At 63.7% G+C, this 19,132-nt stretch carries 30 protein-coding genes, 1 tRNA gene and 1 pseudogene; 23 read left to right on the top strand and 9 right to left on the bottom strand.

The genetic code is table 11. The features are described from left to right. Positions 1 to 28: 28 nt before the first annotated feature. The 4 genes and pseudogenes from OOJ09_RS12625 to OOJ09_RS12640 all read left to right on the top strand — a co-directional run bounded on the left by OOJ09_RS12625 (position 29) and on the right by OOJ09_RS12640 (position 4,096). A complete protein-coding gene (locus OOJ09_RS12625; protein ID WP_420107508.1) occupies positions 29 to 316 on the top strand; it encodes a DUF2160 domain-containing protein in 288 nt (95 codons plus the stop codon). A 79-nt stretch (positions 317 to 395) separates the two neighbouring features. Continuing rightward, a complete protein-coding gene (locus tag OOJ09_RS12630; protein ID WP_269905528.1) occupies positions 396 to 2,123 on the top strand; it encodes an ABC transporter substrate-binding protein in 1,728 nt (575 codons plus the stop codon). Positions 2,124 to 2,215: 92 nt separating this feature from the next. After that, the gene (glpK, locus tag OOJ09_RS12635) at positions 2,216 to 3,709 is read left to right on the top strand and encodes a glycerol kinase GlpK (protein ID WP_269905529.1); all 1,494 of its coding nucleotides are present in this window, start codon (positions 2,216 to 2,218) and stop codon (positions 3,707 to 3,709) included. Positions 3,710 to 3,794: 85 nt separating this feature from the next. Further along, positions 3,795 to 4,096 (top strand): annotated as a pseudogene (locus tag OOJ09_RS12640) (DUF6882 domain-containing protein). A 129-nt stretch (positions 4,097 to 4,225) separates the two neighbouring features. Here the strand turns inward: OOJ09_RS12640 and OOJ09_RS12645 are convergent. After that, positions 4,226 to 4,723, bottom strand: coding sequence for a BA14K family protein (locus OOJ09_RS12645; RefSeq protein ID WP_269905531.1), 498 nt, complete (start codon positions 4,721 to 4,723; stop codon positions 4,226 to 4,228). A 302-nt stretch (positions 4,724 to 5,025) separates the two neighbouring features. Here OOJ09_RS12645 and OOJ09_RS12650 point away from each other — a divergent pair. Next, positions 5,026 to 5,101, top strand: a tRNA-Lys gene (locus OOJ09_RS12650). 118 nt (positions 5,102 to 5,219) lie between these two features. Here the strand turns inward: OOJ09_RS12650 and OOJ09_RS12655 are convergent. Beyond that, positions 5,220 to 5,426 carry a hypothetical protein gene (locus tag OOJ09_RS12655; protein ID WP_269905532.1) on the bottom strand — a complete coding sequence of 69 codons (207 nt, stop codon included), beginning with the start codon at positions 5,424 to 5,426 and terminating at the stop codon, positions 5,220 to 5,222. Between the two features lie 228 nt (positions 5,427 to 5,654). On the opposite strand from OOJ09_RS12655, the gene OOJ09_RS12660 reads away from it, so the two are divergent. Next, positions 5,655 to 5,861: a FitA-like ribbon-helix-helix domain-containing protein gene (locus OOJ09_RS12660; protein ID WP_269905533.1), complete on the top strand. Its 207-nt coding sequence runs from the start codon at positions 5,655 to 5,657 to the stop codon at positions 5,859 to 5,861. A gap of 10 nt (positions 5,862 to 5,871) precedes the next feature. Here the strand turns inward: OOJ09_RS12660 and OOJ09_RS12665 are convergent, their stop codons facing one another. From OOJ09_RS12665 to OOJ09_RS12690, 6 genes are all read right to left on the bottom strand, one after another. Then, positions 5,872 to 6,039: a hypothetical protein gene (locus tag OOJ09_RS12665; RefSeq protein WP_269905534.1), complete on the bottom strand. Its 168-nt coding sequence runs from the start codon at positions 6,037 to 6,039 to the stop codon at positions 5,872 to 5,874. Then, on the bottom strand, positions 6,036 to 7,424 hold the full coding sequence (locus tag OOJ09_RS12670; RefSeq protein ID WP_269905535.1) for a hypothetical protein: 1,389 nt from the start codon (positions 7,422 to 7,424) through the stop codon (positions 6,036 to 6,038). Before OOJ09_RS12670 ends, OOJ09_RS12665 begins: the two co-directional genes overlap by 4 nt. A 58-nt stretch (positions 7,425 to 7,482) precedes the next feature. Next, positions 7,483 to 7,749 (bottom strand): hypothetical protein, encoded by a 267-nt coding sequence (locus tag OOJ09_RS12675; protein WP_269905536.1) that lies wholly within the window; start codon positions 7,747 to 7,749, stop codon positions 7,483 to 7,485. Between the two features lie 350 nt (positions 7,750 to 8,099). Then, the gene (locus OOJ09_RS12680; RefSeq protein WP_269905537.1) at positions 8,100 to 8,234 is read right to left on the bottom strand and encodes a hypothetical protein; all 135 of its coding nucleotides are present in this window, start codon (positions 8,232 to 8,234) and stop codon (positions 8,100 to 8,102) included. Next, positions 8,231 to 8,521, bottom strand: a complete 291-nt coding sequence (locus tag OOJ09_RS12685; protein ID WP_269905538.1) for a hypothetical protein — start codon at positions 8,519 to 8,521, stop codon at positions 8,231 to 8,233. Before OOJ09_RS12685 ends, OOJ09_RS12680 begins: the two co-directional genes overlap by 4 nt. Continuing rightward, complete coding sequence (locus OOJ09_RS12690) at positions 8,518 to 8,799, bottom strand: hypothetical protein (protein ID WP_269905539.1); 282 nt, start codon at positions 8,797 to 8,799, stop codon at positions 8,518 to 8,520. The genes OOJ09_RS12685 and OOJ09_RS12690 overlap by 4 nt, the downstream gene beginning before the upstream one ends. Before the next feature lie 95 nt (positions 8,800 to 8,894). Here OOJ09_RS12690 and OOJ09_RS12695 point away from each other — a divergent pair, with 95 nt between their 5' ends. Beyond that, positions 8,895 to 9,212 carry a hypothetical protein gene (locus OOJ09_RS12695; protein ID WP_269905540.1) on the top strand — a complete coding sequence of 106 codons (318 nt, stop codon included), beginning with the start codon at positions 8,895 to 8,897 and terminating at the stop codon, positions 9,210 to 9,212. A gap of 129 nt (positions 9,213 to 9,341) precedes the next feature. On the opposite strand, the gene OOJ09_RS12700 is transcribed toward OOJ09_RS12695, so the two are convergent. Further along, positions 9,342 to 9,959 (bottom strand): hypothetical protein, encoded by a 618-nt coding sequence (locus OOJ09_RS12700; protein ID WP_269905541.1) that lies wholly within the window; start codon positions 9,957 to 9,959, stop codon positions 9,342 to 9,344. A 114-nt stretch (positions 9,960 to 10,073) separates the two neighbouring features. Here OOJ09_RS12700 and OOJ09_RS12705 point away from each other — a divergent pair, with 114 nt between their 5' ends. The 16 genes from OOJ09_RS12705 to OOJ09_RS12780 all read left to right on the top strand — a co-directional run bounded on the left by OOJ09_RS12705 (position 10,074) and on the right by OOJ09_RS12780 (position 18,671). Beyond that, positions 10,074 to 10,274 (top strand): helix-turn-helix domain-containing protein, encoded by a 201-nt coding sequence (locus tag OOJ09_RS12705; protein WP_269905542.1) that lies wholly within the window; start codon positions 10,074 to 10,076, stop codon positions 10,272 to 10,274. After that, entirely contained in the window at positions 10,267 to 10,524 is a 258-nt protein-coding gene (locus tag OOJ09_RS12710) for a hypothetical protein (RefSeq protein ID WP_269905543.1), read from the top strand. Before OOJ09_RS12705 ends, OOJ09_RS12710 begins: the two co-directional genes overlap by 8 nt. 8 nt (positions 10,525 to 10,532) lie before the next feature. Next, positions 10,533 to 10,910, top strand: a complete 378-nt coding sequence (locus OOJ09_RS12715; protein ID WP_269905544.1) for a hypothetical protein — start codon at positions 10,533 to 10,535, stop codon at positions 10,908 to 10,910. Next, positions 10,843 to 11,364 (top strand): hypothetical protein, encoded by a 522-nt coding sequence (locus tag OOJ09_RS12720; RefSeq protein ID WP_269905545.1) that lies wholly within the window; start codon positions 10,843 to 10,845, stop codon positions 11,362 to 11,364. The genes OOJ09_RS12715 and OOJ09_RS12720 overlap by 68 nt, the downstream gene beginning before the upstream one ends. Further along, positions 11,361 to 11,522 carry a hypothetical protein gene (locus tag OOJ09_RS12725; RefSeq protein WP_269905546.1) on the top strand — a complete coding sequence of 54 codons (162 nt, stop codon included), beginning with the start codon at positions 11,361 to 11,363 and terminating at the stop codon, positions 11,520 to 11,522. The genes OOJ09_RS12720 and OOJ09_RS12725 overlap by 4 nt, the downstream gene beginning before the upstream one ends. Next, entirely contained in the window at positions 11,519 to 11,791 is a 273-nt protein-coding gene (locus OOJ09_RS12730; RefSeq protein ID WP_269905547.1) for a DUF2312 domain-containing protein, read from the top strand. Before OOJ09_RS12725 ends, OOJ09_RS12730 begins: the two co-directional genes overlap by 4 nt. Then, positions 11,791 to 12,054 carry a hypothetical protein gene (locus tag OOJ09_RS12735; protein WP_269905548.1) on the top strand — a complete coding sequence of 88 codons (264 nt, stop codon included), beginning with the start codon at positions 11,791 to 11,793 and terminating at the stop codon, positions 12,052 to 12,054. Before OOJ09_RS12730 ends, OOJ09_RS12735 begins: the two co-directional genes overlap by 1 nt. After that, positions 12,054 to 12,239, top strand: coding sequence for a hypothetical protein (locus OOJ09_RS12740; protein ID WP_269905549.1), 186 nt, complete (start codon positions 12,054 to 12,056; stop codon positions 12,237 to 12,239). Before OOJ09_RS12735 ends, OOJ09_RS12740 begins: the two co-directional genes overlap by 1 nt. Further along, the gene (locus OOJ09_RS12745) at positions 12,236 to 13,075 is read left to right on the top strand and encodes a hypothetical protein (RefSeq protein ID WP_269905550.1); all 840 of its coding nucleotides are present in this window, start codon (positions 12,236 to 12,238) and stop codon (positions 13,073 to 13,075) included. Before OOJ09_RS12740 ends, OOJ09_RS12745 begins: the two co-directional genes overlap by 4 nt. Next, complete coding sequence (locus OOJ09_RS12750) at positions 13,072 to 13,734, top strand: hypothetical protein (RefSeq protein WP_269905551.1); 663 nt, start codon at positions 13,072 to 13,074, stop codon at positions 13,732 to 13,734. Before OOJ09_RS12745 ends, OOJ09_RS12750 begins: the two co-directional genes overlap by 4 nt. After that, positions 13,731 to 14,897 (top strand): DUF7146 domain-containing protein, encoded by a 1,167-nt coding sequence (locus OOJ09_RS12755; protein ID WP_269905552.1) that lies wholly within the window; start codon positions 13,731 to 13,733, stop codon positions 14,895 to 14,897. Before OOJ09_RS12750 ends, OOJ09_RS12755 begins: the two co-directional genes overlap by 4 nt. Continuing rightward, on the top strand, positions 14,897 to 15,226 hold the full coding sequence (locus OOJ09_RS12760; RefSeq protein WP_269905553.1) for a Gp49 family protein: 330 nt from the start codon (positions 14,897 to 14,899) through the stop codon (positions 15,224 to 15,226). The genes OOJ09_RS12755 and OOJ09_RS12760 overlap by 1 nt, the downstream gene beginning before the upstream one ends. Before the next feature lie 127 nt (positions 15,227 to 15,353). Beyond that, the gene (locus OOJ09_RS12765; protein ID WP_269905554.1) at positions 15,354 to 16,205 is read left to right on the top strand and encodes a hypothetical protein; all 852 of its coding nucleotides are present in this window, start codon (positions 15,354 to 15,356) and stop codon (positions 16,203 to 16,205) included. A gap of 96 nt (positions 16,206 to 16,301) precedes the next feature. Further along, positions 16,302 to 18,164 carry a hypothetical protein gene (locus OOJ09_RS12770; protein ID WP_269905555.1) on the top strand — a complete coding sequence of 621 codons (1,863 nt, stop codon included), beginning with the start codon at positions 16,302 to 16,304 and terminating at the stop codon, positions 18,162 to 18,164. Continuing rightward, a complete protein-coding gene (locus tag OOJ09_RS12775) occupies positions 18,161 to 18,406 on the top strand; it encodes a hypothetical protein (protein WP_269905556.1) in 246 nt (81 codons plus the stop codon). The genes OOJ09_RS12770 and OOJ09_RS12775 overlap by 4 nt, the downstream gene beginning before the upstream one ends. A 61-nt stretch (positions 18,407 to 18,467) precedes the next feature. Further along, a complete protein-coding gene (locus OOJ09_RS12780; RefSeq protein WP_269905557.1) occupies positions 18,468 to 18,671 on the top strand; it encodes a hypothetical protein in 204 nt (67 codons plus the stop codon). Positions 18,672 to 19,132: the final 461 nt, after the last annotated feature.

Below are 19,132 nucleotides of genomic sequence, written 5' to 3' on the forward strand. Positions count from 1 at the left end.
AGGGCTTCGCCCTGGGGAGGGTATGATCATGAATTTCGACCTCACCTGGATGGCGTGGACGTGGCCGACGGCGGCCTTCTTCACAACCATCCTGCTGTTGCTGTGCGGCATGGCGGTGTGGGAATACGCCTCGCCGGGCGGCAATCCGCGCGTCGGCATCCTGCGCTTCGAGACGACGCGCGGCGACCGTCTTTTCCTCTCGCTGCTTGGCAGCGCCTTTATCCATCTCGCTTGGCTGGGTCTTGTCGGATCCAACCTGTGGTGGGCTCTCGCTCTCTCCGTAGTCTACGCCATTGGCGTGTTCCGCTACGTATAGAGGGGGAAACTGTTGGAGCGACAGCGTGCCGGCCGCCGCTCCAGATCGCACTTGAAACCTGAAACAGTGGAGGAAACACATGCGACGGCAATTTTTAACATCAACGACTGCCCTTGTCCTATTGCTGGGCGCGGGCAATGCCTACGCGGGGATGGACGAAGCAAAAGCCTTTCTGGACAAGGAGATAGGCCCGCTTTCGACGCTTTCGCGCGCCGACCAGGAAGCCGAAATGCAGTGGTTTATTGACGCAGCCAAGCCGTTCGCCGGCATGGACATCAAGGTCGTCTCCGAAACCATCGCCACGCATCAGTATGAATCGCAGGTGCTGGCGCCGGCCTTTACCGCCATCACCGGCATCAAGATCACGCATGACGTCATCCAGGAAGGCGACGTCGTCGAGAAGATCCAGACCCAGATGCAGACCGGCCAGAATCTCTATGACGGCTGGGTCAACGATTCCGACCTGATCGGCACCCACTGGCGCTACCAGCAGGTGCGCAATCTGACCGACTGGATGGCGGGCGACGGCAAGGATGTTACCAATCCGAACCTCGACCTGAAGGATTTTATCGGCACCTCCTTCACGACGGCTCCGGACAAGAAGCTCTACCAGCTTCCCGACCAGCAGTTCGCGAACCTCTACTGGTTCCGTTACGACTGGTTCAACGACGAGAAGAACAAGGCGGACTTCAAGGCCAAGTACGGCTACGACCTCGGCGTTCCGGTCAACTGGTCTGCCTATGAGGATATCGCCGAGTTCTTCACCGGCCGCGAGATCGACGGCAAGAAGGTCTATGGCCACATGGACTACGGCAAGAAGGACCCGTCGCTTGGCTGGCGGTTCACCGATGCCTGGCTGTCCATGGCCGGCAATGGCGACAAGGGCATCCCGAACGGCCTGCCTGTCGACGAATGGGGCATCAAGGTCGACGAGAATTCACGACCGGTCGGCTCCTGCACGGCACGCGGCGGCGACACCAATGGTCCGGCTGCCGTCTACTCGATCCAGAAATACCTCGACTGGCTGAAGGCCTACGCTCCGGCGGAAGCCCAGGGCATGACCTTCTCGGAATCGGGACCGGTCCCGGCGCAGGGCGCGGTTGCCCAGCAGATCTTCTGGTACACAGCCTTCACCGCCTCGATGGTCGACGCGGGCGCCAAGGCGGTGCTGAACGACGACGGCACGCCGAAATGGCGCATGGCACCGTCGCCGCACGGTGTCTACTGGAAGGACGGCATGAAGCTCGGCTACCAGGACGTCGGTTCCTGGACGCTGATGAAGTCGACGCCGACGGACCGCGCCAAGGCCGCCTGGCTCTACGCGCAGTTCGTAACCTCGAAGACCGTGGACGTGAAGAAGAGCCATGTCGGCCTCACCTTCATCCGCGAGAGCACGATCCACGACAAGAGCTTCACCGAACGTGCGCCCAAGCTCGGCGGTCTGATCGAGTTCTACCGCTCGCCGGCCCGTGTGCAGTGGTCGCCGACCGGCACCAACGTGCCGGACTATCCGAAGCTGGCACAGCTCTGGTGGCAGGCGATCGGCGATGCATCGTCGGGTGCCAAGACGGCGCAGGAAGCGATGGACTCGCTGTGCGGCGAGCAGGAAAAGGTCATGAGCCGTATCGAGAAGTCGGGCGTCCAGGGCGATATCGGCCCGAAGATGGCCGAAGAGCATGATCTCGCCTACTGGAACGCCGACGCGGTCAAGAAAGGCAATCTCGCGCCTCAGCTGAAGATCGAGAACGAGAAGGAAAAGCCGATCACCATCAATTATGATGAGCTGGTGAAGAGCTGGCAGAAGTAAGACTGTCCTATGCGGGCGCTCGCGCCCGTGTGAAATTGGGGAGGCGGCTTGTTGCCGTCTCCCTTCTTTGTATGAAGGCGGAGAACGTTGGAATGAGCGGTTTTGTGCTGGCAATCGACCAGGGAACGACATCGACCCGGGCGATCCTGTTCGACGACCAGATGAAAGTCGCTGGCAGTGGGCAGAAGGAATTCACCCAGCACTATCCGGCCTCCGGCTGGGTCGAGCACGATCCGGAAGAGATCTGGGCAAGCGTCGTGGCGACGGTCAAGGCTGCGCTGAAGGCCGCTGGGCGTGCGGCATCGGATGTCGCGGCCATCGGCATCACCAATCAGCGCGAGACCGTCGTCATCTGGGATAGGGCGACCGGCAAGCCGATCCACAATGCCATCGTCTGGCAGGACCGGCGCACCGCGCCGCTGTGCCAAAAGCTCAAGAAACAGGGTCTGGAAAAGACTTTCACGAAAAAGACCGGCCTGCTGCTCGATCCCTATTTCTCCGGCACCAAGATCGCGTGGATGCTGGACAAGGTGAAGGGTGCGAGAAAACGCGCCGAGAAGGGCGAACTGCTGGCCGGCACCATCGACAGCTTTTTGATCTGGCGGCTGACCGGCGGCAAGGTCCACGCCACGGACGCCACCAACGCCTCGCGCACGCTGGTCTACAACATCGCAGAGAATGCCTGGGACGACGAGCTGCTGGCCATCCTCAACATCCCCGCCAAAATGCTGCCGGAGGTCAAAGACTGTGCCGATGATTATGGAAATACGGAGAAAAATCTCTTTGGTGCCGAAATAAGAATCCTCGGTGTCGCCGGCGACCAGCATGCGGCGACCATTGGCCAGGCCTGCTTTGAGCCGGGCATGATGAAGTCCACCTATGGCACCGGCTGTTTTGCGCTGCTCAACACCGGTGCCGATCTGGTGCGTTCGAAGAACCGGCTGCTGACGACCATCGCTTACCGGCTGAACGGCAAGACGACCTATGCGCTGGAGGGCTCGATCTTCATCGCCGGTGCTGCCGTGCAGTGGTTGCGCGACGGCATCAAGGTGATCGGCAAGGCAGAGCAGAGCGGCAAGTTGGCGGCCGAGGCCGATCCGACGCAAAACGTCTATCTGGTGCCGGCCTTTGTCGGGCTCGGTGCACCGCACTGGGACGCCGAAGCCCGCGGCGCCATTTTTGGGCTGACCCGCAATTCCGGACCGGCGGAGTTTGCTCGCGCCGCCCTGGAAGCCGTGGCCTACCAGACGCGCGACCTGCTCGACGCCATGCGCAAGGACTGGAAGGAGGCCTCGGCCAAGACCGTGCTTCGGGTCGACGGCGGCATGGTGGCATCGGACTGGACCATGCAGCGACTGGCCGACATCCTCGATGCGCCGGTCGACCGCCCGACCATTCTGGAGACGACGGCGCTCGGTGCCGCCTGGCTGGCAGGGTCGAAGGCCGGGGTGTGGCCGAAGGCCCGGGAATTCGCCAAGAGCTGGGCGCTCGAGCGACGGTTCCTGCCGGACATGGATTCAGCCGTTCGATCGGCCAAGCTGGCGGGATGGCGCGACGCCGTGCGCAGGACGTTGAGCACACAGTAAGCGCCCATCAGATAGTGATTATGCGGCTAAGGGAATTAAGTTGGACTGGTATCCCGTTTGTCGCGATCTGACGGCCGGAACGCCTTTGTTCTCGCAGGACAGGGCCGTCAGGGTCGTCGCCGGGATCCAGATTGCCGGTTCCACGAGTCTCAAGGCGAGCAACTGGCTCTGGGCTTGGGCAAATTCAAATTGCCCAGCAAGCTGCTTGGCAATGCGAAGCAGGTTCGATCCTTCGGACAGATAAATGGCGCTGACGAACTGGCCCAGCCCTATGTGACGGATGCGGACAATCAGCTGGAAGTACCTGGTTGGGAACTCAGTGCGGTAATGTCTCGAATCTGCAAAGATTGGAGTGCTCCAGCAGCGAAGGTGGAGGCTTCTATCTGATGCTCAAGAGCATCAACTGGGCAAGCTGACGGCAAACAGTTCGTCTTCTGAACAGTCGATCAGAAGCCCGCGCCGTCGCCGGCGCGGGCTTCTATCAAACTCTCGTCAGCATCAATGCCTATTCCTGGATCAATAGGGGGAGCGGCATTCCCGGCGAGGGCCGTAGTTCGGCTGGAAGGTGTTGTCCGAAGAGCGGTAGCTGCGATAGTGATCGTAGCACCACTGGACATGCGCGTTGCCTTCATAGACGCGGTTGTTCTCGTTGTTGATGATCGCGCCGCTGATCAGTGCGCCAGCTGCAAAGGCAGCCAGCGGGAACCAGTAGTCGCCGTGGCGACGGTAGCCGCGATGGTATTCGCGATAGCCGCGATGGCCATTCCAGTAGGCGCCGCCATCATTGTTCCGGGTAAAGTTCCGATTGCCGCTGAAATTGCGATTGAAGTGGCGGCGCTCTCCATTACGTTTCTTCCATTGGAGATCCCCGTTTCGGGCTTCGACGTTCTGGATATTTGACGAGGCATCCGGTGCCTGCGGCAAGAACATCTGCGTCGCATTGGCCGGCATGGCTGCCGCCGCGAACGAAATTGACAGGGAGGTCGCCAGTATACCCGATACGATCTTGTTCATTGTCTTCTCCTTCGAAAGGGTGATTGACGTCCCTTGTGTCGAGACAACGGGCGATGCGGGGGAAGGTTCCTCGCCAAATGCCAAGTTGCTGATTTGTAACGTTTCTCCAGCCCGTGCGCAGCGCCGGGGAGAGGCGTACAATGACTTGGCCAGGGTCGTTTCCCTCTTGATTGAAACGGCCGGTTAGGCACGATGATAGGGCTGGGAAAGCCCGGCTTGCCAGTGCTCTTTTTCCGGTTGACCGGTCGAGGCACTCTCCCTATGTTCCGCGCAATTTCGAGGGCAGCCTTTCGCGCCCACGGGAGCGCGTAGCTCAGCCGGTAGAGCAACTGACTTTTAATCAGTAGGTCATGGGTTCGAATCCCATCGCGCTCACCAAAGTTTCACGTGGAACATCAATACGTTAGCGGTTTTGCCAAAAGAACAGAGGCGGAACCTGTGCGACTTTTGCGACCCGTGCGACTTCGAAAGTCGCACGGGCCGTTCGCGACCTGTTCTAGGCGGCTAGTCTCAGCAGCAGGCTGACATCGCGGTTGGCGGCCGCGATCTTGTCATGCGCGATATAGCAAAGGCTGGTTGCCGAGTGGCGCATCAGCTCGTGCTGGTGATCCTCTACGTTTTCGGAGATGAAGATCAGGGCATTCAGCAGATGGTCGATCTCGGCCAACTGCTGGTCTATGCGATGCAAAGGGTCTTGCTCCATGGTCGGTCGTTTTCCCGTGTGTTGCCTGTCGTGACGATCGGCCGTCTTGGGAGCGGCCTGCCTTTAATTCACGACCGCGTGATGGCAGGGTCAACGCGGCGGGCGGCTTTAGATAATATCGCTGTGGACGATGGTGGATACCGTGCAAAAGGTGGGACACGTTGTGGGATATTTTACCCATTCGCTGGGGCGATTTCCCCAGCCGGCGGACTCGGCCATAAGATCGTCATGCCGAAGACAGACCGCCTCACGTCCCACATCCGATTATCGTCCGCGCTCAAGCGCAGGCTCAAGGTTGCAGCCGCCGAAAATGGCCGTAGCCTTAACGAGGAAGTGGTGCTGCGGCTGGAAGGATCGTTCGAGATCGACGCCAGTCAGCGCGAACGGCTCAAGCTGTTGCTGGCGAACGCACAGGCCGTGCTGGACGGTGGCTAGCTGGCGATCGTCAAGAGCCCTGGCTGATGGCGAGGAAACGCGCAAGGTCGGCCTCCTTGCCGTTCAGCTTGCGGGCCTTGCCGTCCTTGACGAGGTAGACGGTGTGCCAGTTGTCGGTGGAGTAGTAGACCCGGCCGTCAACCATTTCGACTTTCTCGGCGCCGGCCGGGATCTTCATATCCCGAACTCCGTTTCGCCGCCGGCGTCGTACCAGGCGACCATCTTCCGGATGGCGGTATCGGCCATTTCCGGGTGCACCGCCAGATAGTGTTTCAGCACGCGCGTCGCGCTGGTCAAGCTGTGTCCAGTGATGGCGCAAATTTCGGGAATGGTGCAGCCGGCCAGCGCCAGCCAGGTCACCGCCGTGTCGCGCAGATCGGGCTCCTGAAAATCGGCCAGCGTCTTGCAGGGCTTGATGATCCAGTCGACGCCGTTTTCAGCGCGGATGCCCTTCACGCCGATGTCGCGCACCTTGGCAAAAACATGGCTGTAGGTCTGGCCCTCGAACGGCCGCCAGAAGCATTTGTTGAAGCGCCTGTCGAGGTGCTCGTTGAGGATGACGCGCTTGAAACGGCGCTCGATCGCCGGCCGGTCCTCGGCCTCGGCGCCGAGCAGTGCCTCAGCCTTGGCGGCGCGCCGGCGCTCGGCCGACGCCGCAAGCCGGCGTTCGAGCTCGGGCGCTTCCAGCACGGCGACGATGGCGCCGGTCTTGGCCTGGCGGAAATGGCGGCGGCCCTTGATCAGGCCAAAATCCTCAAGCGCCAGCCGGTCGCCCTGGCGCTGGCCGCTCCACACGCCCAACATAGTCATGTCGCCGCATTCGGGGACGCCGATGTGATCGGCGACCGCGATCAGCGTATCGATCTCGGTGCGGGTGCCGAAGCGGATGCGCGGCGGCGGCGTCGCCATCTGCAGATCCTGCGCCGGGTTGACGCCGAGGTTTTCGCGGAAGGTGAACTTGCCGCGCCGCTTGCCCCAGCCCAGCGCGATCGACAGCACGGCGATGGCGCCGCGCGCGGTGGAGATCCCGCGCTTGGCGACCAGCTCTTCATAGAGGCCGAACAGCACAGGCTGCGACAGCGCGTCGACCGGCGAAGCGTACAGCGTCGGATCGTGCTGCTCGATGACGCGCGCCTTCTGCTTGAAGTCGACCACGGACTTGCGCGCATAGACGTTCTTGGCCGCGACCTGCCGCTGCAGCTCGGCCTTGTCGGTGGGCAGCTGGAATTTTGTCGACTTGAACCAATCATCGAACAGCTGGCCGACCGTGTAGAATTTCGCGGTGCGCGTCGGCGCCGGCCTCGGCCCGGATTGTGCCTTGGCTTCCTTTGCCCGCTGCTTGCAGAAGGCATCGGACCAGTCCACGGCCTCGCCGCGGCTAAACCAGCGGCCGGCGTTCTTGTCGCCTGGCTGCAGCGCCGCCGGCGTCCAGCCTTGCGGCGGCTCTTCCGGCCAGCATAGGTTCGTGCCCTCGAAGCCTTCGGCGCGCAGCGTCTTGCCCGGCTGGAAGCGCGGGCGGCCGTCGCGCCATGAGACATGCTTGATCGAGGGTGGCTTGCGCATCGGGTGGCTCCGTTGCCGGTCTTTTCGCGCGCGAGGGTGAATCGCGCGCCGTGAAATGTCAAAGGCTGCGCGGCTGTTCCTCGCCGCCGGCGAAGTAGCTGGGGCGCCGCGTCAACTCGGCTTCCTCAAACATGTCGGCGAACAGCGGAACCTTTTTTTCAAGGCGTCGCCGCAAATTTCGCCGGCGCGCCTTGGCTTTCGCCTCGGGGCTCCATCGGCGAATAGGTTGCTGGGTGACCAGTTCCCAACCGATGCTGTAGCCACCGCCCGGCACCCAAAGTTCCAAGACTTCAGGTGGGCACGGTGTGCCGCGCGGCACCAGCATAGCCCTCAAGACGCGAGGCCCGGGGCAAGGCTTGGAATGGTTACGCCACGCCAGCGACCATCTTGCCATGTCAGTCGTCGTCACTGCTCTCTCTCCAAAAAAAGAAGCCGGGGTGCCATTCACGGCCACCCCGGCAGCTTCGCCCCTACCGAAGTGAATCGGGGCGGTTCGGCAGGTACGCGAGCGGGTGGGGTTGCTCATCCTGCCTGCGGGCCATCCGCACCGGGGGGAGCGGCGCGTACGGTCAATCTCCTTGCGGCTGCATCGCCTTACGGGCGGCGATCATGATCATGGCGGCGAACAGCCCGCCGCAGGTGAAGCCGGCGAGGAAGCCGAGCACGAGCGAGAATTCAGCGTTCATAGCGAACCTCGAAACCCGTGCGCTTCGGCAGCGGCCGGTAATGGGCGGCGGTGACGGCAAGGCCGAGCAGGAAGGCGATCGAGGCGCCGGCGCCGAGCATGAACAGGAAGGGCGCCAAGGTCATGCCGCCCTCTTCTGTTTTCTGGCGTCGGCAACGGCAAGCGTGTTGATGCCGGTTCCCGTCAGCTCAAGGCGGGGCTTGCCGTGGAAGTCGCGGCGGATGATCAGGCGCATGGCGCCGAGGATCTGCACCATGGCGTAGGTGACCAGCGGCGAGCCCGCCGTGCGCCAGCCCTTGGCGACGCGGTTGAGCCTGTAGAGTTTGATGGTGCGCAGGGCGGCCAGCTGGGTGCTGGTCAGGTCGCGCGGGTCGACCTGTCCCGGCGCGGGCGCATCGGAAACGAAGTTCATGGCGTTGCTCCATATCTTGCTCGAAGGGCAGCGGCGGCGGCGCTGATGGCGTCGCCGGCCTCTCCGTTCTGGTTGGCGGGCAAAGGCGCGGGCGCGAACTGCCCGGCCGAACGCAGCCACACTTCGACAGCCCGACGCGGCCAGACAAAGCCGGTGGGGATCTTGCGCGGGAAATTCAGCTCCTGGTGAAGCCGCAGCCAGTGCCGCTTCAACCACGCTGGCTTGCGGCCGATCGCCTGGGCGACCTCTTCGAGCTGTGCGATTTCGTCGGTGAGCATTGGTTGCCGTCCGCGTCATGAGTCGCGGGCAATATTCCGCAAATATGCGGATATGTAAATAGGCTTGCGGATATTGATGCGCGTTGAATGCGGAGATGAGCGCCGAAGCCTCCGCGCGATTCGCGCTGGAGTGCGCCATAAAGCGCAGGCACTATGGCCGGATGATCGTCTCGCTCATCCTCGGGCTCGCCCGCGCGCAATGGCAATGGCTGTTGCTCATCATTCCCGCCGCCGTGGCGGTCGAGTATATGCGGATATCGGCCGCCAGTGCCTGGTGCCATGAGGCCAGAGCAGCCCACTGCCTAAGCTTCGATGTTGAAACCGTTCTCTGGACGGTGGCCTTCAACGCAGCCGCGTACGGCGTCGGCAGGGTCGCGAGATTTGCCTTCGACCGCGCCCGAAAGACGGCCTGACCGCTTAGTCAATTGCCGGGAAGCAAAAAGCGTATTCGCTTTGTCAACCGGCCATACCGTCCGCTTTGTCAATTGGTGGGGAGGTAAAAGCGTATTCGCTTTGTCAACCGCGCGGACGTGGCCGCTTTGTCAACTGCCGGCGCGGGCGCGCAGCACCACGTCGACAACGCCCTTGATGATGACGGTGGCGTTGTCGACCGCGACCGGCCTTTCCACATTGGCGCGCAGGGAATGCGTCAACAGGTAAGGCGCCTCGTACAGGCGAAACACCGTCTCTGACTTCATGCCTGACCAGTCGTAGATCTGCGCACAGACAATGTCGCGCGGGCGCGGCGTCACGTTCATGTCGACAATCAGCACGTCGCCAGGCATGACGCCGGCAAGTTCGAGCGCATAGCTCTTCATCACCCAGGCATCGCGCCCGTTGCGGCCCTTGACCAGTTCGCGCACGGCCCGGTTGAGATTATCGGCGGCGTCGTTGCGATCGTCATAGGTGAAAGGGCTGGCGTCGGCTTCGGCGAGGCCGCGCATGCGGGCCGGATATTCCAAGGGCCGCAGGCCGGCGACTTCGGCCACCGCCGCCATCGACCGACCCGAGATCATACCGGGATAGGCGGGATCGTTGACCGGCCGCTGCAACGTCGATGGCGCGATCTTGGCGCGCCGCGCCAGCTCGGTGAGTGAGATACCGAGATACTCCCTGACTGCGTTGATCCAGGCGACCTGTTCGTCTTTCGAATGCTGCATGGCCACGAAAGTACGAGCAGGGGATATGCAACTCGAAAACAAATGCACACCTTGACGTTCCGCAAAATTGCGGACTGATATCCGCATCACAACCACGGAAGTGATTCGCGGTCAATGACGAGCTTCGAAGAAATCGAGAACAGCCGCGCCAAGGCCGGCATCACCCGCAAGGCGCTGTACCAGACGGCCGGCGTGAACAAGGAAACATGGCGTCGCATCGCGCAGGGCTCGAACCTGCCGAACACGCGAACCCTGCAAAAGCTCAAGGCGGCGCTCGATGCGCTGCTTGCACAGAGGGAGCGAAGCAATGGATGAAATCGTTACGGTGCAGGCCAAGGCGGCGATGAGCCGCCGCGCCGAACAGCTGGTGCGCGACCAGGTGCTGGCGGAGATCTTCCGCGACCTGCCGGCATCGCCGAGCAGCCGGCTCAAAGGCGGCTATTATCAGCTGCTGACCAGCACAAGCCCGGTCGCCTTCGCCGCCGTTTGGCGGCATGGCAAGGGGCGCATCGCCGCCGCTGACCTGGCGGCCGCCGGCCGGCATCACGTGCGGTTCGGCGAATAATGCGCTCCATGGCCGTCATGGTCGACGTGCGCGACCTCGGCTCTGCCGGGGTTTCGGCCCGTCGCGTGGTCGGCCTCATGGATGACAACGCCACGATCGGCGTCTGTGCCATCCGCGACGGCGACAGAACAGCCACCGCCGAACTCGAATTCAACCTGGGCGAGGCCGCCAGGCTGGCCGAGCTGATCCTTTCCGGCGACCAGCGGGCGAAAACCACGCCTGGGCTGGCCCGCATCCTTTCCGCCTCCGTCGCCGTGTTGTTCCGCGTCTCGCTCGCGGCGGGGGCCTTGCAGCAGCAACTTCAGACAGAGGATTTCGATGGCAGAGACGGCGGACATCTGGACGATCAACTCGAAGCGGGCGGTGATGAAGATCCCGGTGACTAGCCTGTGCGCGCAGGCCGGCGTCGGCACCACGACATGGTACGAGGCGATCGAGGGCGTGAAGGAAGCGCGGCCGGCGACGCTGGCCAAGCTTCAACTGGCGCTGCAGCGCTACAGGCTGGCCTATGCCGGCGACACCGGGCCGCTGATCGTGCGCGGCGCCTATATCGCCGCGCTGATGCTGGCGGCGCAGATGCTCAAGAGCGACGCCAAGGCGGCGCTGTTTTCCGACCCGGCGCGCAAGGCGACCGGCGATCCGGCATGGCTGGCGGCGGCGCGGGTGCGGCGGCTGGCGTTCTGGATGGCCAACGGCCTCATGGGTTTCAAGGTGTCGGAAATCGGCCGTGCCGCCGGGCTGACCAAGCAGGCGGTGTCGAAAGCCATCACCGATGTCGCCGACAGCACCGACGCCGAAATGCAGCGCGTCTGCAAAGATCTGGAAAGGATGTTTTCATGAACATTTACGTTGATGAGAAAACCGCGAAGCGCATGGCAGTCATCGCTGTCGAGCGGGGCGAAAAGCCGGAAGTTCTGGCCGAATATGCCGTTGCCGAAGCCGCATTGGAATATTTCCGGCATCGCAAGGATGATCCGGCCAAGGCGGTGCAGCCATGAAGGCGCGCAGCCAGGATGACATCACCGAAACCAGCCAAACGGTCGCCGCCGGCCAGCTGCGTGCGTTCATCGAGCGGATCGAGCGGCTGCACGAGGAAAAGCGCACGATCGAAATGGATATCGCCGAGGTGTTTTCCGAGGCCAAGGGCACCGGTTTCGACACCAAGGCCATGAAGTCGATCATCAGGCTGCGCAAAATGGACCAGGCGCAGCGGCAGGAAGCCGAAACCATCCTCGATCTCTACAAAGCCGCGCTGGGGATGGTGTGATGCGCACCAAAGTCGTGGACGCCAGCAGGCAGCATGAAGAGTTGCGCAACGGCTTTATCGCGGCCATCCGCCAGATCGCCCCCGAAATGCCGGCCGACGAAATACTGGCCGTGGTCTGCGTGTTCGTCGGCCAGCTGATCGCCCTGCAGGACCAAAGGCGGTTCTCCAGCGACGCCATCATGGAGCTGGTCAGCTTCAACATCGAGGCCGGCAACAAGGTTGTGATCGATGACCTGTTGAAGACCAAGGGAGGGAACGGCTGATGGACCCCTTCCTGCACATCGATTACGGCCCCGACACCGACGAAGAAATCCGGCTCAAGAAACAGCTGTTCGATCTGCGGTGCGAGTTTGAGGAAAAGGCCGCGCCGATCCTCAAGCGCCTTGCGGACATCCATGCGCTGAAGGCCCCGCGCTACGTGGTTGCTGTCTGCCGGGAACCGTCATGAACGCGCGGCGCGAAAGCACGGCCGTCATGGCGCGGCGGGTCGAACCCGCCGACAGTCTCGATTTCTTCCCGACGCCGCCGTGGGGCACGCGGGCGTTCTGCGCGCATGTGCTGCCGCGCTTCGAGGCCTGCGACCTGCCCAGCGGCATGGTGCCGTTCACGGCGGCCGATCCGTGCTGCGGGCAGGGCCATATGGCGCTGGTGCTGCGCGAATTCTTCCCGCTGGTGACCGCGACCGACATTTTCGACTACGGCTTTGGCGGGGTGACCGACTTCCTGCACCCCGACCACGCCCAGGCGCCGCGCGACTGGTTTTTCCTCAACCCGCCGTTCAACCTCGGGCTGGAATTCGTGCTGCATGCGCTGGAGCTGGCGACGCGCGGCGTGGCGGTGCTGGTGCGCACGGCGTTTCTGGAAGGCGAGGGGCGGCACGCCAAGCTGTTCGACCGGCGGCCGCCGAACCTGATCGCGCAATATTCGGAACGCATGCCGATGCATCGCGGCCGCTGGGTGATCGATGGCAAGAGCGCCACCGCCTATTGCTGGCTGGTCTGGCACAAGCAAAGCCCGCGCCCTTCCGATCCGGCCTTCATGTGGATCCCGAAATCGCGCCAGACACTGACCCGGCACGACGACTGGCTGCGCTTCGGCGGCTGCGTCGATCTGCCGGCGACGCATCCGGTGATGGTGGCGATCGAGGCGGTGAAAAAGCCGAAGGTCTATCGCGAACCGGTGCTGACGCTCGCCCAGGTGCGGGAAGAAAAAGCGCGGCTGGAAGGCCGGCCGTCGCCGGCGACGATCGGCGATATCGCCCGCGAGCTGGGGGCCCTGCTGTGACGCGCGTTCTGGTTGGCTGCGAGATCTCCGGCATCGTGCGGCGGGCGTTCCTAGCTCTCGGCTATGACGCATGGTCTTGTGATCTGTTGCCCAGCCAGGACGGCAGCAACCGGCACATGGTCTGCGATGTTCGCGACGTGCTGGACGATGGCTGGGATTTGCTGGCCGTCATGCATCCACCCTGCACGCGGCTCTGCCGCTCCGGCCGGCGCTGGCTGTCAGGCCCCGGCAAGATGACACCGCCGAAGAAGCTGCCCGTCGGTCGGACGTGGGAAAGCATGATCGAGGAATTCGAAAACGGCGTGGACCTGTTCACGTCATGCTGGCGCGCGCCGATAGCTTGCGTGGCGATCGAGAACCCCGAAATGCACGATCTGGCCAAAGCGCGGATGCCGGACGATCTGCCAGCGCCGCACATGGTTCAGCCGTTCTGGTTTGGTCACCCCGAATACAAGGGCACCGGCTGGTATCTGCGCGGGCTGCGGCCGCTGACCGAAACCGCCAGGCTGGCCGAGCCTGCCAAGAACAGCGCCGAGTGGAAGGCTTGGAACCGCGTCTGGCGCATGTCGCCGCGCAAGGATCGTGGCCAGCAGCGCAGCCAGTTCTTTCCCGGAATGGCCGACGCCATGGCCTTGCAGTGGGGAGCGCAGGCGGCATGAGCGGCGATCTCGACATCATCAAATCGGGGCTGATCGACCGCATCGAAAGCGTCTGCGAAAGGCTGTTGCCGGACGGCAAGCCCGAGGGCGGCCTGTGGGTGGCGTGGAATCCTGTCGAGCATGACCAGAAGCCCGGCCGCCTGCCGGCGCTGAAAGTGCGCATCCGCAACGGCGATATCGGCGCCTGGAGCTGCTGGCGCTCCGGCGCCAAGGGCGACGTGCTGAAACTGGTCGCCTATGTCGAGCGAACCGACATCAAGGGCGCGCTGGCCTGGGGCCGCGATTTCCTCGGCATCCGCTCGATGTCGCCGGCCGAGCGGCAGAATTTGCGCAAGGCGGAAGTGGTGCGCCAGCGCGAGCGTGACGACAAGGCCGAGCGGTCGCGGCTGTTCAAGCTGCAGACGGCCGACCAGCTGTTTTTCGCCAAGCCGAGCGAGAAGGAAACCGGCCCGGCTTACTGCCCGCAAGGCACCTTTGCTTATGGAAGTGGCAGCGCGGCCGAGCTGCACGCCAAGGATTATTTTCGCGGGCGCGGCCTCGACCTCGACGCGATCCCCGGCCTCAACCGCTATTCGTTCCGGTTCTCGCCGGCGACGGAATACTGGACGGCGGCGCGCTACGAAAACAGCCAGGGCCGGCGCTGGAAGGCCGAGCGCGGGCCGCTGTTCCCGGCCATCCATTCGGCGATGCGCAACCGGATGGGCATCGTCACAGCCTGCCATGTCACCTTCCTCGACCCGGTCAAGCCGGTGAAGGCGCCGGTGAAGCCGGCAAAGCTGATCTGGGGCGAGGCCAAGGGCGCCGTCATCGAGATCTCGATGGGGCCGAACGCGGTGCCGTTCTGGATGGCGGATCGCGACGGCCTGGTGCCCGATCCCCTGGTGATCGCCGAAGGCATCGAGACGGCGGCGAGCTTTTCGCAGCCGGTGCCGGAAGCGCGCGTGTGGGCCGGTGGCTCGCAGGCCGGCGTCGGCTCGGCGCCGGTCGGCCTCGACTGCGTCGAATGGGTGCTGTTCGCGCGCGACAACAACACCGGCAATGCGCAAGCGCAGAAACAATTCGATCAGGCACTGGCCGGGCTGGAAAGCCATGGCAAGCGCGTCGTCGTGGAAGCCAGCCACGTCGGCGACGATTTCAACGATCTGGCGCAAGGAGAAGAATGATGAAAACCACCGGAAGCCTGGAAGCCGGCGACGCGGCCGCTGCCGCCGTTGCCAAGACCGACAAGCGGGTGACCCTGGCCAGCATGGAAGGCAAGGTCGAAACCGCGCAATTCTTCAACCCGACATGCGCGCCGCAGCTGACCATCTGCGTCATGACGCTGACCAACGGCTTCACGCTGGTCGGCAAATCCGCGCCGGCCGACCCGGCCAACTTCAATAGTGAGCTGGGCGAGAAGTTCGCCCGCGAGGACGCCATTCGCCAGATGTGGCCGCTCGAAGGCTACCTGCTGCGCGAAGAGCTTTCCAAGCGCGTCGACGTGGGGGTTTAGGATCATGGGACGCAAGAGAGGAAGCCGTAATGTTGCAGGGAAGCCTGTTGCCGGTCAGCTCGCTGACGCCGCGCCCGTTTCTGGCGCCGGAGACGAGAATAGAGCCGCCGTATCGGATGGCGGGGTTGTGGACGCCACCGCTGCAGATCAAGCGGGTCAAGCGGCCGACACCGGAAGCGCGGAGGGTGCAGCGCTGGCTGCTGGAACCGACACTGCAAACTATGATCCGGCGTCGGCTGCTGGCGCAGCTGTCGCGGCCGCAACGGAAACGGAAGGCGCCGCACCTCTGTACCTCTGCCACAAGCAGGTGCGGGCACTGAAAATCGCAGCGGTCGAAATTCTTCCGGAGGGCCGCAGCAAGATTGCTCCCAAGGATGCAGGTTACGCACCTTTCCTTGCTCCATCTGGATGGGGCGCCCGCTTCCATGGCAGTGAGGACGATCTTGGCTATTACGTCCAATACGATGACGGCTATGCGTCGTGGTCGCCGTCCAAGGCTTTCGAGGACGGCTATAGTTTGATGCCGGCCACGGCGGCCAACGGCGATCAAGGCGACAGCGATCTGAACGATACGGCGACCGTTCTGTCGGTGGCCGAGTTGGCGCGGGCCGTCGCCGGCGGCGCGCGCGTGTTTGCAAACGGCGGCATGGCCGTCGATTTCGAGCATGTCTTTGACAGCGAGGAAGCCGCTATCATGGCCGATTTCGTGCGCGGCAATCCCGAGGCGCCGGCGGAAGCCATGTTCATCCACCTCGGCCTGAAAAAGCGTTACCCGCGCACTGAGCCGAACACCGCCGACCATTTCGTGCTGTCGCTGTTCCATGCGGCTTGTCGGGCGGCGCTCAAGTTCGAGCAGCAGGTTGCGGCCGAGAAGGCCGCTGCCGAGTTCGCGGCCGCGCCCGCCGGTGGCTGGCCTGGTGAGCGCGCGCTTGAACCACAAAAGCCGGCGTTCTCTCCCTCCGGCTTTTCCCCGCGCTAGGTCCGTTTGCCCCAAGACGCCTAGCGCCCTGGCCCGCCGGTGGGTGAATACGCCGGCGGGTCCTTTTTCGACCCCTCCTAAAGCATGGAATGAGCAGTGGCGAAGGCGCAGACACAGACCGGTTCCAAGGCGCTCCGCGCCGCCTTCCTCGATGGCAAGCGCGCCAAGGATGAAGCCGACGCGCTGGCCGCGCTCGATCCCGATCCGAACCTGCCGCGCGACGGCATCAACCCCGGCATGTGGGAAGGCGCGCCGTTCGACACCATGCCGCCGGACTGCCCGGTGAAAGTCGTCGGCCGCGATTCGGACGGCAACGTCTACTGCATTTCGACCACGGGAAACCTGCGCAAGATCGAGCGATGGGACATGCCGGCGCTGGCCGACCTGTTCGCGCCGAAGATCAACACGCTGATGTGGGCATGGCCTGGCTGGGGCAAGAAGGACGTGTGGGACCCCGAGCAGGAAAAGATGGTGACCAAAAAGATCGTCAACCGCGTCGAGCGCGACAAATGCATGATGGCGATCATCAATGAGGCGGCGCGCAAGCCGGACTTCGACCCGAACACGCAACATCGCGGCCGTGGCGGCTGGGTGGACAGCCATGGGCGGTTCGTGTGGCATTCCGGCGGCTGGCTGTGGCTGGTCGACGGCAAGCGGCTGGAACAGGCCCGGCCGGCGCAGCATGACGGGTTTCTCTACACCAAGCAGGCGCCGACGATCGAGCCCTGGGCCGAGCCGGTGACATCGGAGGAAAGCCCGGCGCGGCGCATCCTCGAAGATCTCCGCACATGGAACTGGCAGCGGCCCTATCTCGACCCGGTGCTGGTGCTGGGCTGGATCGCCACGGCGCTGATGGGCGGCGCCTTGAAGGCGCGGCCGATCATCTTTGCAACGGGCGGCGCCGGCGTGGGAAAAAGCCGCTTGCAGGAAGTGGTGAAATCGGCGCTGCACGGCGCGGTGACGGCTTCCGTCAACACCACGGCCGCCGGCATCTACCAGCGCGCCAAGACCGACAGCCTGCCGTTCATGATCGATGAGCTGGAATCAAAGCCCGGCTCGACCAGGGCGGAAAGCGTCATCGAGCTGGCCCGCGTCGCCTACACCGGCGGCGACATCAGCCGCGGCGGCCAGGACCACGAGGCGACCACGTTCACGGCGCGCAATTCGTTCTTCTTCTCGGCCATCATCCCGCCGCCCATGGGCGCGCAGGACAAGACGCGCATGGCGATGCTGAACCTGTCGCAGCTCGACCGGCCGGGCAAGAGCGGCCGCGACCTGGTGCTGAAGCCGGAGACGGACGGCCGCATGATCCTGCGGCAGATCATGGATGGCTGGAAAGAGTTCAACGAAGTGCTGATGCCCGACCTTGCCACGATCCTGGGCGAGCGCGGCCTGTCGGCGCGCGCGATCGACACCTTCGGCACGCTGCTGGCGGCCGCCAGGCTGCTTGTCGGCGACGATGTGCTGGAAGAGATCGGCCTGCCGATGGCCGACGCCACGCACCTGGGCGAGCTGATCGCCGAGGCGACCTCGGCCGACCGCACCGAAAACCTCGACCACTGGCACAAATGCATCGACACGCTGTTCCAGAGCCAGATCGACGCCTGGCGCGATGGCGTCAAGCCGACGATCGGCGGCGTGTGCGAGCTGCTGCGCACCGGCGAATGGAATGCCAAGGGCGCGCGCGAGCGGCTGGAGCTGGTCAGCCTCGGCTGTTTCGATCGCGGCAAGGTGGAGCCCAACGCCGGCGCCGTGCTGGCCGTTCCGGCGAGCGCGCCGCAGCTGCATCGGATCTTCGGCGATACCGATTTCCACAAGGGCGGCTGGTACACGGCGCTGAAACAGGCGCCCAAGGGCATCGTGCTGCCGGCGCGCAAGGTCAAGATCAACGGCAGCACCACGCATTGCATGCTGATCGACCTCGATGCGTTCGAGAAGCATGTTGGAGCGGGGCTGTGAGCAAGCCGGAAATCGTCATCTGCGGAGATTGTCTTCGTATCTTGCCTTACACCGATGAACGGCATTGCGACATCGAGCCATGCCCCTGTGGCGGCCAATTGTGCGGCTGCGAGCTTTGCACCTATACGGCGATATGGCTGCGCCAAGGCGTGCGCAATCGCGCCTTCCTCGGTCTGCAGCCTGGTCCCAATCTCGGCTTCTGGTGCGAAGAGACGGGCATCGAGGATCGTGCGAGCGATTGACCGCACCACGCGGCTCTTTCTGGCGTCTGTGAATGACGCGTTGCCCGGCCTGCGCACGCAAGTGAGCAAGTCCCATAATGCCGCTGGTCGCTCGACCTATGTTTTCATCTTCACCAGCCGCCGCAGCTTCAAGGTGCGCATTTCCGACCACGCGATCGGCATGCGCCGCGCCATGCGTGGTGAGGAAGATCTCTACATCTTTGCCGGCTCCAAGCCTGCCAGCTGGGCCGTGTGGCTCGGTGAGCTGGTGCGGCGCCTGTCCTAGGCTCCGGCGGCCATAGGCCGCCCTGGCGCGCGTCCAGCGCGCCTTGCAGTGCGATTCCCTTGCCCTTCTGGATGATGAGCGCACCCAGCGCCTTCCCGTCCATTGCCGTGCCCTGGTGCGCGGCGCTGCTGCAATGCGTCGCGTCAAGACAACTTGCAGCCCGGCAGGGCTGCGCCGCTTTCCCTAGACCAGCCCTCGCAGGGCAATTGAAGTCGATTTTTCGGCGGTATTTGAGCCGACCCCGCGCCCGTTTCGCCGGGTCAAATCGTGACATTCTGTCACCATTTCCCGCGCCCCATTTGACGCCCTTTGCCCTCGCCCGACCAGAGTTCAAGGGTGTTCCGCCGCGCCAAACCATGGCTTGCAATTGACGATAGGCGGTTTCGGCGAGGCTGATTGAGCCGCCAACGGGAGCGGGAGCGGTTACCGGGTTACCTGATGGTTACCCACGCGGTAACCGG

Origin of the sequence: Mesorhizobium qingshengii (assembly GCF_027563465.1) — a bacterium.
Classification (GTDB): domain Bacteria; phylum Pseudomonadota; class Alphaproteobacteria; order Rhizobiales; family Rhizobiaceae; genus Mesorhizobium; species Mesorhizobium qingshengii_A.